The 13,988-nt window shown below is 69.0% G+C and carries 13 protein-coding genes; 9 read left to right on the top strand and 4 right to left on the bottom strand.

Going from position 1 to position 13,988, the window contains the following annotated elements; genetic code table 11:
- The first annotated feature begins 17 nt into the window (after positions 1 to 17).
- The 3 genes from ACLBW1_RS14820 (at position 18) to ACLBW1_RS14830 (ending at position 4,121) form a co-directional block, all read left to right on the top strand.
- Positions 18 to 1,907 (top strand): hydantoinase B/oxoprolinase family protein, encoded by a 1,890-nt coding sequence (locus ACLBW1_RS14820; RefSeq protein WP_447812577.1) that lies wholly within the window; start codon positions 18 to 20, stop codon positions 1,905 to 1,907.
- A gap of 37 nt (positions 1,908 to 1,944) precedes the next feature.
- Entirely contained in the window at positions 1,945 to 2,592 is a 648-nt protein-coding gene (locus ACLBW1_RS14825) for an isochorismatase family protein (protein WP_447812578.1), read from the top strand.
- Between the two features lie 92 nt (positions 2,593 to 2,684).
- Positions 2,685 to 4,121 (top strand): alpha/beta hydrolase, encoded by a 1,437-nt coding sequence (locus tag ACLBW1_RS14830; RefSeq protein ID WP_447812579.1) that lies wholly within the window; start codon positions 2,685 to 2,687, stop codon positions 4,119 to 4,121.
- A gap of 10 nt (positions 4,122 to 4,131) precedes the next feature.
- Here the strand turns inward: ACLBW1_RS14830 and ACLBW1_RS14835 are convergent, their stop codons facing one another.
- Positions 4,132 to 4,608, bottom strand: a complete 477-nt coding sequence (locus tag ACLBW1_RS14835) for an NUDIX hydrolase (RefSeq protein ID WP_447812580.1) — start codon at positions 4,606 to 4,608, stop codon at positions 4,132 to 4,134.
- A gap of 148 nt (positions 4,609 to 4,756) precedes the next feature.
- Here ACLBW1_RS14835 and ACLBW1_RS14840 point away from each other — a divergent pair, with 148 nt between their 5' ends.
- The 4 genes from ACLBW1_RS14840 (at position 4,757) to ACLBW1_RS14855 (ending at position 8,063) form a co-directional block, all read left to right on the top strand.
- Positions 4,757 to 5,311, top strand: a complete 555-nt coding sequence (locus tag ACLBW1_RS14840; protein WP_447812581.1) for a hypothetical protein — start codon at positions 4,757 to 4,759, stop codon at positions 5,309 to 5,311.
- A gap of 34 nt (positions 5,312 to 5,345) precedes the next feature.
- Entirely contained in the window at positions 5,346 to 6,473 is a 1,128-nt protein-coding gene (locus tag ACLBW1_RS14845; protein WP_447812582.1) for an FAD-dependent monooxygenase, read from the top strand.
- A 38-nt stretch (positions 6,474 to 6,511) separates the two neighbouring features.
- The gene (locus ACLBW1_RS14850; protein WP_447812583.1) at positions 6,512 to 6,889 is read left to right on the top strand and encodes a cupin domain-containing protein; all 378 of its coding nucleotides are present in this window, start codon (positions 6,512 to 6,514) and stop codon (positions 6,887 to 6,889) included.
- 85 nt (positions 6,890 to 6,974) lie between these two features.
- Complete coding sequence (locus ACLBW1_RS14855) at positions 6,975 to 8,063, top strand: NADH:flavin oxidoreductase/NADH oxidase (RefSeq protein WP_447812584.1); 1,089 nt, start codon at positions 6,975 to 6,977, stop codon at positions 8,061 to 8,063.
- Positions 8,064 to 8,074: 11 nt separating this feature from the next.
- Here the strand turns inward: ACLBW1_RS14855 and ACLBW1_RS14860 are convergent, their stop codons facing one another.
- Positions 8,075 to 10,177: a RecQ family ATP-dependent DNA helicase gene (locus ACLBW1_RS14860; RefSeq protein WP_447812585.1), complete on the bottom strand. Its 2,103-nt coding sequence runs from the start codon at positions 10,175 to 10,177 to the stop codon at positions 8,075 to 8,077.
- A gap of 103 nt (positions 10,178 to 10,280) precedes the next feature.
- On the opposite strand from ACLBW1_RS14860, the gene ACLBW1_RS14865 reads away from it, so the two are divergent.
- Entirely contained in the window at positions 10,281 to 11,234 is a 954-nt protein-coding gene (locus ACLBW1_RS14865) for an ROK family protein (RefSeq protein ID WP_447812586.1), read from the top strand.
- Positions 11,235 to 11,335: 101 nt separating this feature from the next.
- Here the strand turns inward: ACLBW1_RS14865 and ACLBW1_RS14870 are convergent, their stop codons facing one another.
- Together ACLBW1_RS14870 and ACLBW1_RS14875 are read right to left on the bottom strand one after the other, a co-directional pair.
- A complete protein-coding gene (locus tag ACLBW1_RS14870; RefSeq protein ID WP_045823485.1) occupies positions 11,336 to 11,539 on the bottom strand; it encodes a cold-shock protein in 204 nt (67 codons plus the stop codon).
- Between the two features lie 228 nt (positions 11,540 to 11,767).
- A complete protein-coding gene (locus tag ACLBW1_RS14875) occupies positions 11,768 to 12,631 on the bottom strand; it encodes an LLM class flavin-dependent oxidoreductase (RefSeq protein ID WP_447812587.1) in 864 nt (287 codons plus the stop codon).
- A gap of 103 nt (positions 12,632 to 12,734) precedes the next feature.
- Between ACLBW1_RS14875 and ACLBW1_RS14880 the strand changes: the two genes are divergently transcribed.
- Positions 12,735 to 13,961, top strand: coding sequence for an acyl-CoA dehydrogenase family protein (locus tag ACLBW1_RS14880; RefSeq protein WP_447812588.1), 1,227 nt, complete (start codon positions 12,735 to 12,737; stop codon positions 13,959 to 13,961).
- Positions 13,962 to 13,988 lie beyond the last annotated feature (27 nt).

The following is a 13,988-nucleotide window of genomic DNA, read 5'->3' on the forward strand; positions in this document are numbered from 1 at the left end:
CACCAAGGAGAACCACGATGGCCACCATCATCGAAACCGCCACCGACCGGGTCGAGAAGACATCGGTCGACCCGGTCACCCTCGACATCATCGAGAACGCCCTGCGCAACGCCCGCTACGAGATGGACGAGGTGCTGTTCCGCACCGCGCTGTCGCCGGGTATCCGCGAACAGCACGACGAGTTCCCGCTCATCGCCGATCCGAGCGGCAAGATGGTCGTCGGTCAGTTCGGTTTGTCCGTCCCCGACTTCCTCGACAACTTCGACGGCACCGTCGGCGACGGCGACATCCTGCTCACCTCGGACCCCTACGCCTGCGGCGCCGCGATCAGCCACGCCAACGACTGGCTCATCGTGTTGCCGATCTTCCACAGCGGGAGGGTCGTCGGGTGGTCGTCGATGTTCGGCCACATGTCCGACGTGGGTGGCAAGACGCCGTCGTCGATGCCGGCCGACGCGCGCACGATCTTCGAAGAGGGCGTGGTGATCCCGCCGTTCAAGCTCTACGACCAGGGCACGCTCAACGAGACCGCCCTTGACATCATCCTCAATCAGGTGCGCATGCCCGACTGGAACCGCGCCGATCTCAACGGTCTGGTCGCGGCCTGCACCACGGCGTCGCGGCGCATCGTCGAATTGTGCGACCGGTTCGGGGTCGAGGTGTACCTCTCGGCTCTCGACGCCCTGCTCGACCGCAACTACCAGGCCATGAAGGTACTGCTCGCGACGTTGTTCGTCGACGGCGAGACCATCGAGTTCAGCGACTACATCTGCGACGACGGATGTGGTTACGGGCCTTACGAACTCACCATCAAGCTGACCCGGCACGGCGAGAAGATCCACCTGGACTTCTCCGAACACGCGCCGCAGGCCGTGGGGCCGATCAACTACTTCATCAACGAGAACCTCGTCCGGATGTTCTTCGGGATCTACGTGATCACCATCGCCGACCCGCAGATCCTGTGGAACGACGGCTTCTATCCGCTGATCGACGTGACCATCCCGGACAACTCGTTCTGGAAGCCGGCCTATCCGGCGGCACTCAACGGTCGCAACCACGGCATCGGCCGCGTATTCGACCTCTTCGGTGGGCTTCTGGGCCAGAACAACCCCGAGATCCTCAACGCCGCCGGGTTCTCCTCGTCGCCGCACTTCATGTACTCCGGGCACTACGACGGGGGACCGCGTGACGGCGAGTGGTTCCAGCTGTACTCGATCGGGTTCGGTGGTATCCCCGGGCGTCCCATCGGCGACGGCCCCGACGGTCACTCGCTGTGGCCGTCGTTCGTGAACATCCCGTGCGAGTACCTCGAGTCGTACTATCCGCTGCGGGTGGAGCGGTGGGAGACGTTGCCCGACACCGGCGGTGCGGGTGTGCACCGCGGAGGCAACGGCGTCGACGTCGCCTACCACTTCGAGCAGCCGGGCACGATCGCCATCCACGACGATCGCTGGCTCACCTATCCCTGGGGTGTGAACGGTGGCAAACCCGGTGCGCGGGGACGGAAATGGATCGTGCGGGCGAACGGCGACGTCGACATCCTGCCCAGCAAGATCCACGACGCCCCGGTCCACCCGGGCGACGTCCTGCATTTCGTCACCTGGGGCGGCGGGGGATGGGGTGACCCGCTGACCCGCGACCCCGAACTGGTCGCACTCGAGGTGCGACGCGGACTGGTCACCGTCGACGGGGCGGCCGGTGGCTACGGGGTGGTCTGCGACGAGAACGGAGTCGTCGACACCGCGGCCACCGAGTCCCGACGCGAGGAGATCCGTTCCGGCCGTGGGGAGCTGCAGACCTTCGACATGGGGCCGTCGATCCCGGAGATCCTGGAACGGTGTGAGGCGGAGACGGGCCTGCCCGCGCCACGTCCGCCGGTGAGCGTAGCGAGATCGGCGGCGCGATGATGGAGTCGCCGGTGAGCGTGGCGAGATCGGCGGCGCGATGAGCGACCCGCTCGACGACTACCGCCGGTCGGGCTTCGCGGGGTCGGTGGGATTCGGACCGCGGCCGGCGGTGCTGGCCATCGACCTCGCCCGCGCCTACCTCGACGACGACTCGCCGTTGCGGGCGCCGGTGGAGCGGGCGGTCGCCGCGGCGGCGCGGCTCGTGGCGGCGGCACGGGATCTCGCGGTGCCCGTGATGTTCACCCGGGTCAGCTATCAGGTGGATCCCGAGACCGGCGAGATCGTCGACGGCGGACTGTTCGTCGAGAAGATCCCGTCGCTGAGGGTGTTCGCCGAGGGTTCCCCTCTGGCCGACTTCGTCGACGACCCGAGGCCGGTGGGGGCCGAGGTGGTGGTCACCAAGCAGTACGCGAGTGCGTTCAGCGGGACGTCGCTCGCGGCGACGCTGACGGCGCGGGGGATCGACACCCTCGTCATCTGTGGGCTGTCGACGAGTGGATGTGTCCGCGCCACCGCGACCGACGCGTTGCAGCTCGGGTTCCGCCCGATCGTCGTCGCCGACGCGTGCGGTGATCGCACCCCCGAGATCCAGGCCGCCAACCTGATGGATCTCCAGGCGAAATACGCCGACGTCGTCGACCTCGACCGGGCGATGGCGTTGATGTCGGAGACCGCCCCGGGCTGACCCGCCGAGAGATTTTCGCTCTGATCGGTAACGTTCTCCGGGTTCGTGACGAGATAGGCGTGACGCGCTCTCTATCTCGAAGGACACCACGCATGGCTTGGATCCCCACCGACCACTTCCCGGCACCCGACTCCTCGGGCGCCGCGACGCGACCGGCATGGCTGCGACCGGCGGTGCTGCGCCCTGTGGCCATCGTGCTGGCCGTGTGTGTCGTCCTCTTCGCGCTCGCGACACTGCTGGTCAGCAACAACAAGGCCGGCGCGCTCATCGGACATCCGGAGAAGCTGCGTTCGGGCTGCACCTGGGACTCGTCGGGCAACTACGTGCAGAACTGCAAGGTGTGGTCGCCGTCGAACAACCGGTGGGTCATCGTGCAGATCCGCGCCTCGAACACCAGCACCCAGGGCGTCTACCTGCTCGACGGCATGCGGGCCCGCGACGACCGTTCGGCGTGGACCACCGACGTGCAGGCCGCGAAGGTCTACGACGGCAAGTCCGACACCACCCTGGTGATGCCGGTCGGCGGAGCCTCGTCGTTCTACACCGACTGGAACGGTGGCGCGGGCTCCAAGAACACCCCGATCAAGCAGGAGACCTTCCTGACCTCGGAGCTGCCCGATTACCTCAATCGTGAGTTCGGTGTCGCCAAGAGCGGTAACGCGATCGTCGGACTGTCGATGTCGGCGGGTCCCGCGGTGACGCTGGCCGAGAAGCACCCTGAGCAGTTCAAGGTCGTGCAGGCAATGTCGGGGTACTACCAGACCAACAACCCGCTGGGCGCGCTCGGCGTCTTCGCGACGCAGTCGCTGGTCTCGAACTACACGAACGGCATCCTGAACATGTGGGGTGCGCCCGGCAGCGCGCAGTGGCAGCAGAACGACGCCTCGCAGAACCTCGCCAAGCTCAAGGAGAACGGCCAGGTCCTCATCGTGTCCTCGGGCAACGCGTTCCTGTCGCCGTCGGAGATGCGCAAGCTCAAGCCGGCCGACCAGATCAGCGCGATCCTGCTCGAGGCGCTCTCGGCGGTGTCGACGATCCTGTTCCAGCTGCAGGCGGCGCAGGCCGGCGTCTCGGTGATCACCCTGCCGAACTACGGCGGACACGATTGGGAGAACTGGAACCGCGCCCTGCAGGCCGGCAAGACCAACGTCATCGATGCGATGAAGGCCGCACCGCCGGTCACGAACAAGACGCTGGTGGTCAATGCCGCGCGGATCGTCGCCGCCCCGTCGTCGTCGCAGTCCTCGGCGTCGTCTTCGGCCTCGTCGAGCAGTTCGTCCTCCGCCCCGTCGGCGAGTTCCTCGTCTTCGTCGGCGTCGCCGTCGAGTTCGGCATCGTCGTCCGCGTCGGCTCCGTCCTCGGACGCCTCGGTCAGCACCACGCCGTCTGCCAGTGCGGCACCGTCGGCGTCGTCGACCCCGGGTTCGTCGGCCGCGGCGAGCGTGCCCGTGTGCGCATCGGTCGACCCGTCGGCCACCCCGGCAGGGGCGAATCCGGCAGCGGTGCCGACGTGTACGCCGGTGTCCTGACGGGTCGAGGTCAGACCGGCCCGGTGCGGAACTGCGCGTCGGGGCGGTCGGCGACGGCGGTGTCGAGCCGGTAGGTCATGCTCGCCGACATGGTCGGAAGGTCGTGGAGCGGGAACCACCCGCAGTCGGTGTTCTCGTCGTCGCTGACGGTGGGTTCACCGGACAACCACCGCATCCGGAACGTCAGATCGAGGTACTGCGACACGTCGCCGTTGGGGTAGGTGACCGGGTTCGTGACGTGCACCGACGCCAACCGCTCGGGTTCCACCACACACCCGGCCTCCTCGAGCACCTCGCGCACCGCCGCGACGGCCGGCTCCTCGCCGGGGTCGATGATGCCGGTGACGGGGGTCCACGCGCCGTTGTCGGCCCGCTTGACCAGCAGGACGTGCTCGTCGCGCAGGACGACCGCGGTCACCCCCGACAGCCACAGCGGCGCAGTGCCGATCTTCGAGCGCAGGTCGACGATGAAGTCCGGTGTCGGCATGCCGATGACTGTATTCGCCCGCACCCGAGGTGACCGTGGTGTGCGAGTCCCGGCGTCACCCTTCCCGCCGGGGTCCGCTGTGGGCGAAAGAGCGGGTGTCGTACTTTGTAAGCGTGTAATCATGTAATCACTCAACGAAGGAGTGAACATGACGAAGGACAGCAATCGTGGCGGAGGACGTCGCGGCGGATGGCAGCAGGCAGAGCTCCCTGACGCGGGAGACGCATCCGCGTGGTTCATCGGCCGCCTGCCCGACGAGTGGTTCGACGGCGCCCCCGAGGTCGTCGTCGATCGCGACGAGATCACCGTGGTGGGAACGCTGACGGCCCCCGAGGCCGACGGCGACGGCACCGCGGCCGCCCAGGGTCGGGCATCACGATTCCGGGAGGACACCCGCGCCCAGCGGATGACCATCGCCGACGAGGCCCAGGCCCGTTACGGGCGCACGGTGTCGTGGGGTGTTCGCATCGGTGAGGAACGAATCATGTTCACCCATTTGGCCGTTCCGGTGATGACGCGCCTGCGTCAGTCCGAGCGCCAGGTCCTCGACACCCTCGTCGATGCCGGTGTGGCGCGGTCGCGCGCCGACGCGGTGGTCTGGTCGGTGAAGCTCGTCGGCGAGCACACCGAGGCCTGGCTCGCCGAGCTACGCGAGGCGATGGACTCCGTGGACACCCTGCGGGCCAAGGGACCCCAGATCTGACGCCCTGAATCTGGTTCGGGGCTAGCGTCGAGGCATGGCGACGTCGACGCGATCCCCGATCCTGGTGGTGGGCGCGGGCCCGACCGGCCTGACCGCGGCAACAGCCCTGGCGGCACGTGGCGTCACCGTGCGGATCGTTGACGCCGCGAGCGAGGGGGCCAACACCTCCCGCGCCGCGGTGGTGCATCCGCGGACTCTCGAGGTGCTCGAAGACCTGGACGTGACGCGACGGATCCTGGGCCGCGCCATCCGAGTACCCCGCTTTGACATCCGCGACGGAGCCAGATCGATCGCGCAGCTCGACTTCTCGACCCTCGACACCGACTACCCGTTCACCGCGATGATCTCCCAGGCCAACACCGAGGCGATCCTGCGCGACCGGCTCGCCGAGACCGGTGTCGCCGTCGAGTGGGACACCCGACTCGAGGACCTCGATGCCGACGGTCATGTCCGCCTGCGGGGTCCCGCGGGTGTGTCGCACACCGCGCGATTCGACGCGGTGATCGGCGCCGACGGCATGCGCAGTGCGGTGCGCGAGGCGATCGGTGTCGGCTTCCCCGGCTCGGGGTACGAGCAGTCGTTCGTCCTCGCCGACGTGTCGATGGCGTGGCCGGTCGCTCGCGACACGGTGTCGCTGACGTTCGCTCCGGCGGGTCTCGTGGTCGTCGCACCGCTGCCCGACAACCGTTTTCGCGTGGTCGCGACCGCCGACGATCCGCCCGAGCATCCCACCGGCGCCGACATCGAGGCGCTGCTGCGAGAACGCGCGGGCACCGCGCACGTCCGCGACGTCGCCTGGAGCGGCCGCTTCCGTGTCCACCACCGTCTCGCCGAGACCTACCGACGAGGCGAGGTGTTCCTGGCCGGCGACGCCGCACACGTCCACTCGCCGGCGGGCGGACAGGGGATGAACACCGGGATCCAGGATGCGCTCGTGCTCGCCGAGATCCTCACCACAGGGGCCGATCCGGATTCCTATGAGCGCCGTCGCCGCCCGGTAGCCCGCCGCGTACTACGACTCACCGACCGGATGACCCGGGCGGCGACCGTCGACGTGACCGGCGCCCGCGCGGTCCGCAACGCCATGATCCGTGCCGGTCTGAGCGTCCCGGCGATCCGACACCGCATCGCGATGGAGATCTCCGAGCTCGCCTATCGTTGACTCCCGTCGCATCCGAGTGGTGGTGGAGGGGGAGAGCCGTGATCGAGACCTGGCGTCTGTGGACCGGCGAGGACGGTGACTCGCACACCGAACGTGGCGTCATCGACCTGCATCCGGAGCACCTCACCAGCACCGCGGCATCGGCGACGAGCGTGCACTTCGCGGAGACCGCACCCGGGGCCGATCTCGGCTGGCACCCGGCGCCGCGGCGTCAACTCGTCATCACGCTGAGCGGGGTGTTGCACTTCCGCACCCGCGACGGGGAGGGCTTCACCCTCCGCCCGGGAGTGGTCCTCCTCGCCGAGGACACCACCGGCTCGGGTCACGTATGGCATCTCGAGCCCGACACCGCCTGGCGCCGCGCCTACGTCGTCCTCGACGACGACACCGACGTGGGTTTCCGCGCCGACACCTGAGACCCACGCACGCGCGGCGAGGACGACCGAAGAGGATCCTTCACCGAGGGAATGATCCCCGCGCCCGACGTCGTTGACATCTCGCGTGACCACTCCCGCGCTGTTCGAGTCCCTGACCCTGCGTTCGCTCACCGTCCCCAATCGCGTCTGGCTGTCGCCGATGTGCCAGTACAGCTGCTTCGAGCGGGACGGCATCCCGACCGACTGGCATCTGGTGCACCTCGGGTCGCACGCGGTCGGGGGCTTCGGGTTGATCCTGACCGAGGCGGCCGCCGTGGTGCCCGAGGGACGGATCAGCCCCGAGGACGCCGGGATCTGGAACGAGGAGCAGGCCCGGGCGTGGCGGCGGATCACCGATTTCGTGCACGCCCAGGAGTCGCTCATCGGTGTGCAACTCGCGCACGCGGGCCGCAAGGCCTCGACGTACTCGCCGTTCGCCGGCTCGGAGGGGTCGGTCCCCGAGTCCGACGGAGGCTGGGAGGCGGTGGCACCGTCGGCCGTCGCCTTCGACGGCTACGCCACCCCCAGGGCGCTAGGCGTCGACGAGATCGGTCACGTGGTCACCGCTTTTGCCGACGCGGCCCGGCGGGCCCTGTCGGCGGGCTTCGACACCGTGGAGATCCACGCTGCCCACGGCTACCTGCTGCACGAGTTCCTCTCGCCGCTGTCGAATCAGCGTGACGACGCCTACGGCGGCGACTTCGCCGGCCGCACCCGCCTCGCGATCGAGGTCGCCGACGCCGTGCGCGACGCGGTCGGAGACAGCGTGCCGGTGCTGTTCCGCATCTCGGCGACCGACTGGACCGAGGGCGGCTGGACCGCCGAGGAGTCGGTCGAGCTGGCCCGGGTGCTCGGCGAGCACGGAGTCGACCTTGTCGATGCCTCCACCGGAGGCAACGTGCTCGCCGACATCCCCGTCGGTCCTGGCTATCAGGTCGAGTTCGCCGCCCGTATCCGCAGCGGCGCCGACATCGCGACCGCTGCGGTCGGGATGATCACCGATCCCGAGCAGGCCGAGACGATCCTTGCGACCGGACAGGCCGACGCGGTGTTCCTCGCCCGCGCCGCGCTGCGTGATCCGGCCTGGCCACTGCGCGCCGCCCACGAACTCGGCATCGGCCACCACGATGCGCCGTACCGCCCGCAGTACCAGCGGGGCGCCTGGCGCGACTGACCACTGCCGGGTCAGGCCGGCCGATGGATCAGCAGGGGGAGGACCGCGGCGGCGCCGGCGTCACGGAGGTGCGCACCGGCCACGGTGATCGGCCACCCCGAACGTGATGAATCGACCACGAGGAGAACGGTTCTCCCCGCGACGTCGGGTGCAGGCGTCATGGCGGCCCGCCAGTGTGCAGCCTCGTCGGCGCCGGAGGCGTCGCGTGCGAGTTCACTCGAGGAGTCGAGGGGTTGCGTCGCACGATCCAACGACCCGACCGACGCAAGATGATCGGCCACGTGGTCGGCGATCCCGCGCTCGGTCCCGAGGGTGGTCATCGACACCGCGATCTCGGGGCGCGCAACCCAGGTGGCCCGCCATGCCGACAGCGCGGCCACCGCGGCGGAGGAGATCTCACCGAGGGCCTCGTCATCACCGCGCCGCGCCGCCGCCAGGGTGTCGGTCCATTCCGGCGCATCGGCGTGTACGAGCACCTTCCCCGGCTCGGTGGCGAGATGGCTCGGGATGCGCCCCTTCGCTCCGAAAGCGCCGCCCGGCCACATCTTCCGCGGATCGAGGTCGTGGGCGCCCGAGCGCAGGGTGGCCGACACCGCGCGCACGGTCTCGGGGTCGGCGCCGGCCATGAGGCCGTCGGACAGGGCTCCGCGGCACACCGAACACCGCCCGCACGCGGCGACCTCTGGGTCGTCGAGGGATTCGACCAGCAGCGTCATGAGGCAACGCTCGCCGCGGGTGTAGGCGCGCATGATGTCGGCCTCACGACGTCGGGTGTCGATGATGCCCTCATAGTGTTTCGCGTCGTAGGACCACGGGGTGCCCGTCGAACGCCACCCACCGTCGACACGGTCCACGGCGCCGTCGACGGCGAGTTGTTTGAGCATCAGCTCCACCCGCGTCCGCCGGATCCCGGTCGAGGACTCGATCGCGATCGCCGACGGCGCCTCGTCAGACCGTTCGAGTTCGTCGAGCACCGTCGCCATCTGTTTCGGGTCGGGGATCGTCGCGGTCGCGAAGTGGTCCCAGATCCCGGCGTCGGCCGATGACGGCAACAACGCCACCACCGCATCGTCGATGGCGCGCCCGGCACGACCGACCTGCTGGTAGTACGACACCGGCGACGGCGGCGAACCGACGTGGACGACGAAACCGAGATCCGGCTTGTCATAACCCATCCCGAGCGCCGACGTCGCGACGAGTGCCTTGAGTTCGTTGTCGCGCAGACCGTCCTCGAGGAGGTGGCGACGATCGGCATCGAGCTGCCCCGTGTAGGCGGCCACACCGATCCCCTCACCGTGCACCGCGACGATCGCGTCGACGAGTCGCTGCGCATCGGCGACGGTGAGCACGTAGACGATGCCGGATCCGGGCAGGCGATCGATGTGGTCGACCACCCAGCCGTAGCGCTCGATCGGCGTCATCGCATCCAGGACGTTGAGCTGCAACGACCGCCGCGCCAGCGGGCCGCGCAACACGAGCGTGGCCGAACCGAGCTGACCGGCGACGTCGTCGGTGACGCGGGCGTTGGCGGTGGCCGTCGTCGCCAACACCGGCATCGAGGGGTTCACCGTCTTGAGGACATCGGCGACGCGCCGGTAGTCGGGCCGGAAATCGTGGCCCCAGTCGGAGATGGCGTGTGCCTCGTCGATGACCAGGAGGCCGAGGGTGTCGGCGACGGCGTCGAGGACACGACGTCCGAACCCGGGATTGGCCAGCCGCTCGGGAGACACCAACAGCACGTCGAGTGCGCCGCTGCGGAGATCGTCCTCGATGGCCGACCAGTCACCGATGTTGGCGGAGTTGACCGTTGCCGCGCGCAGACCCGCGCGGTGGGCCGCGGCGACCTGATCGCGCATGAGCGACAGCAGCGGCGAGACGATGAGGGTGGGACCGGCGCCCTCGGACCGCAGGATCGCCGTGGCCGCCCAGTAGACCGCCGACTTGCCCCACCCGGTGGCCTGCACCACCAGCACCCGCGACCCCGGCGTGGTGAGCGCCGACACCGCCGTCAGCTGATCGTCGCGCAGGGTGGCGCCCGGGCCGGACAGGGCCTCGATGACGGTGGTGGCGGTGGCGGCGCGTGCCGGGGTCCAGGTGTTCGGTTCGGTGTCCATCGCTGACTGACGCTACCGGCGTCGCACGACACCGACCGTGGCAGCGCCGGGGTCGAGACAACGGTTGTCCACAGGTGCCCGACAGCGGTGCGAGACTGGGCGCATGACGGATCGGTGGGCGCTGGCGATCGACATCGGTGGGACCAAGGTCGAGGGCGCGCTGGTCGACGACGGTGGCGCGGTGCTCGGCGCGACACGGTGCCGGGCGGCCACCGGGGGACGTCGGTCGGCCGAGGAACTCGACGCGGCGGTGCTCGAGGTTGTCGACGGTGCCCTCGATCGTGCGGCCGCCGCGGGCGTCGCCGACGCCTCGATCGTCGGTGTCGGGGTCGGTGTCGCGGGCCCGATCGACGAGCGGGCGGGGACGGTGAGCCCTATCAATCTCCCTGCGTGGAAACAGCATCCGCTGCGCGCGGTGATCGCCGAACGCGTGCGGAGACGTTTACCCGATGTTCGGCTGGAGTTCCATCGCGACGGTGTGGCGATCGCTCTCGCCGCGCACTGGGTCGGCGCGGCGCGTGGCGTGACCGACATGATCGGGATGGTCATCTCCACCGGGATCGGCGGCGGCATCATCCTCGACGGGAGGGTCGTCACGGGCAACGCCGGTCACATCGGTCAGATCGAGGTGTCCGGTGCGACAGGGGAGTTGAGTCTGGGCAGCCGGACGACGCTGGAATCGGTCGCGTCGGGTCCACACACCGTGGCGTGGGCTCGTGCGCAGGGATGGTCGGGCACGACCGGTGAGGACCTGGCGGCGTCGTTCGCGACCGGCGATCCTGTCGCGGTGCGGGCCGTGGACCGCCTGGCCTCCCTGGTGGGCCAGGGTGTCTGCAGCGCCGCCGCGCTGCTCGACACCGAGGTCGTCGCTATCGGGGGCGGGTTCTCGCGGGTCGCGCCGGATCTCATCGACCGGATCGGGGCGCATGTCGCGCGGCACCCGTTGGACTACGTGTCACGGGTGCGGGTGATCGACGCAGGTCTGGGCGACGAGGCGCCACTCGCCGGAGCCGCGGCCTTCATCCACCTGGCCGATCGGTTGCCCGCGGTGCGATGAGCCGCAATGGCGATGCGGTGAACACCCCGAACAGCAATCAGCCCCGTCCACCGATCGAAATCGGTGAGTGACGGGGCTGATGCGAAGAGATCAGGTGGAGATCAGAGCGCGGTGACGCCGACGGCCTGCGGGCCCTTGTTGCCCTGCTCGGTCTCGAAGCTCACGCGATCGTTCTCGTTCAGGCTGCGGAATCCGCCGCCCTGGATCTCGCTGTAGTGGACGAAGACATCCTTGCCGCCGTCGTCGGGGGTGATGAAGCCGAAGCCCTTGTCAGCGTTGAACCACTTGACAGTTCCCTGAGTCATGGGAGATTTCCTTTGTTTCCAGTGTGCGAGAAGGCGCAGCTCACGCCATCTCGGGTTACAACTACGGGTGCGGAAGGAAATCTTACGAATGTCCTACGCCTCGCGTGTAAATTCTTGCGAGCGACTAACGAACACAAAAACTTGAACCGAGGACAAGTCAACAGGTAACGCGGGGTCGTGTCAACCCGATGCTTCCGCGCGTCGCGGAATCATCGACATCGCGCAGTGTCACCTCCCGATGACCCGTTCGGCGATGTCGAGGAGCACGTCGTGGGAACCGTCGTACGGCGCGGAGTCCCGGGGCCGATGACAGATTACATCGGTGAATCCCAATTCCTCTGCCCGCCCGACCATCTCGATGTAGAGCTCGGAACTCGACAGTGACACGACGGGCGAGGTGTCGATGCTCAGGTAGGTCGGGAATGCCGTGCGGTCGCGGCCGGCCCGCTCCAGGGAGGCCTCGAGATGGCCGACCGAGGTGGCGACGCCGGCGAACCACGCCTCCACGTCGTCGGCCTTCGGTCCAGTGGTGATCCAGCCGTCGCCTGTCCGCGCCGCATAGTCGATCGAGCGGGGTCCGTTGCCCGCCAACAGGAAAGGATTGCGTGGACGGATCGGATCCTCGCGCAGTCGCATGTCGCGCGCGGAGAACCATCGCCCCTCGGCGGTGACGTGATCGGTTTGCAGCACCCGATCGAGCAGATCGGTGAACTCCTGCAGACGGTCGACGCGATCGCGGGGACTCAGGGCGGGGCCGCCCAGGATGGTGGAGTCGGGGTCGCCGCCGGCGCCCAGTCCGAGGAGGAGTCGATCGTCGGAGATGTCGGCCAGCGCCTGCAGGTCGCGCGCGAACGGCACCGGGTGGCGGTAGTTGGGCGACGCGACGAACACGCCGAGCCCGATGCGTGAGGTCGCCGTCGCGGCTGCGGTGAGGGTGGGGATCGCCCCGAACCACCGCGACTCGGGGAGCCCGCCCCACACCACGTGGTCGTAGGTCCACGCGTGGTCGAACCCCAGCTCTTCGGCCTCGGCCCACAACGGACGGGCCTCCCGCCAGGGGTGTTCGGGCAAAATGGCGATTCCATGGCGCATGGGTCCCGACGCTACCGCCCGCGCCGTGCGGTCCGTGGTGACCTTTGGACTCACCGTGAGTCCAGACCTTCTCGCGGCCACGCGCCTGCAGTTGAGTCGTCGCGTGACCAGTTCCCTCGCTTCCGCAGCCACTACGTCCGACGCCGATCTCGACGCACGTTTCGGGCCGATCTTCGCCCGCATCGCCGAGGGGGCACTCGAGCGCGAGGTGGATCGTCGCCTCGCGTTCGACGAGGCCGGATGGCTCAAGGAGGCAGGGTTCGGTGCCCTCCGGGTGCCGGTCGAGTTCGGCGGTTCGGGGGCGACGGTCCGCCAGCTGTTCCGGCTGCTCATCGACCTCGCCGCCGCGGAATCGAACCTCCCGCAGGCACTTCGGGTGCACTGGAGTTTCGTGGAGGACCAACTGCTCTCCACCGACGCGCAGGCACGCGAACGGTGGCTGCGGGCCGTGGCCGACGGGCGACTGGTCGGCAACGCCATCACCGAACCCGGCGTCGGGGCCGTCGACCGATACCGCACCACCGTCACCCGCGACGCCGACGGACTGGTCGTCAACGGGACGAAGTACTACAGCACCGGGAGTCTCTACGCCGACCACATCCTCGTCGCCGCCGATCTCGACGGCGAGCGGGTGTCGGTGCTCGTCGACGGCGACTCGCCGGGTGTGAGCCAGCACGACGACTGGGACGGTTTCGGCCAACGCCTCACCGCCAGTGGCACAACCGAGTTCACCGACGTCCGTGTCGGCGAGGACCGCCTCCTGGGCGCCGGCTACGGGCAGGCGGGTCGCACCTACGGCACGTCATACCTCCAGTTGGTGCAGCTCGCGGTGCTCGCAGGCATCGCGCGCCGCGCCACCGACGACGCGATCGACTGGGTGCGTTCACGCACTCGCAGCTACACCCACGCCGCCGCCGACCTCCCGCGCGAGGATCCGCTGGTGCAGCAGGTGATCGGCCGGTTGTCGAGTGCCGCGTTCGCCGCACGCGCGACGGTGCTCGCCGTCGCCGACACCCTCGATGCCGCCCTCGACGACGCGTTGGCTCGGGGGCGGTTCGACGATGCCCTCCTCGACGCCGCCGAGCTCGCGTCGTCGCAGGCGCAGGCCACCGTCATCCCGCAGGTCCTCGAGGCCACCACGCAGCTGTTCGAGGTGGGTGGAGCGTCGATCGTCTCCGAGCGACTCCGCCTCGATCGTCACTGGCGCAACGCGCGGACCATCGCCACGCACAACCCGCTCATCTACAAGCTGCAGGCGGTCGGGGCGTTCGAGCTCAACGGCGACGACCTGCCGTACGCATGGAGTGCCGGGAAGCGTCCCACGACCTGATCGGTCCGCGCTGCTAGCGTGCGGCGC

This window comes from Williamsia sp. M5A3_1d (assembly GCF_053345315.1).

What these genes read in the sequence shown, in the direction of transcription:
- ACLBW1_RS14820 (WP_447812577.1), top strand. Translation starts at nt 18, where the DNA reads ATGGCCACCATCATCGAAACCGCCACCGACCGGGTCGAGAAGACATCG.
- ACLBW1_RS14825 (WP_447812578.1), top strand. Translation starts at nt 1,945, where the DNA reads ATGAGCGACCCGCTCGACGACTACCGCCGGTCGGGCTTCGCGGGGTCG.
- ACLBW1_RS14830 (WP_447812579.1), top strand. Translation starts at nt 2,685, where the DNA reads ATGGCTTGGATCCCCACCGACCACTTCCCGGCACCCGACTCCTCGGGC.
- ACLBW1_RS14835 (WP_447812580.1), bottom strand. Translation starts at nt 4,608, where the DNA reads ATGCCGACACCGGACTTCATCGTCGACCTGCGCTCGAAGATCGGCACT.
- ACLBW1_RS14840 (WP_447812581.1), top strand. Translation starts at nt 4,757, where the DNA reads ATGACGAAGGACAGCAATCGTGGCGGAGGACGTCGCGGCGGATGGCAG.
- ACLBW1_RS14845 (WP_447812582.1), top strand. Translation starts at nt 5,346, where the DNA reads ATGGCGACGTCGACGCGATCCCCGATCCTGGTGGTGGGCGCGGGCCCG.
- ACLBW1_RS14860 (WP_447812585.1), bottom strand. Translation starts at nt 10,177, where the DNA reads ATGGACACCGAACCGAACACCTGGACCCCGGCACGCGCCGCCACCGCC.
- ACLBW1_RS14865 (WP_447812586.1), top strand. Translation starts at nt 10,281, where the DNA reads ATGACGGATCGGTGGGCGCTGGCGATCGACATCGGTGGGACCAAGGTC.
- ACLBW1_RS14870 (WP_045823485.1), bottom strand. Translation starts at nt 11,539, where the DNA reads ATGACTCAGGGAACTGTCAAGTGGTTCAACGCTGACAAGGGCTTCGGC.
- ACLBW1_RS14875 (WP_447812587.1), bottom strand. Translation starts at nt 12,631, where the DNA reads ATGCGCCATGGAATCGCCATTTTGCCCGAACACCCCTGGCGGGAGGCC.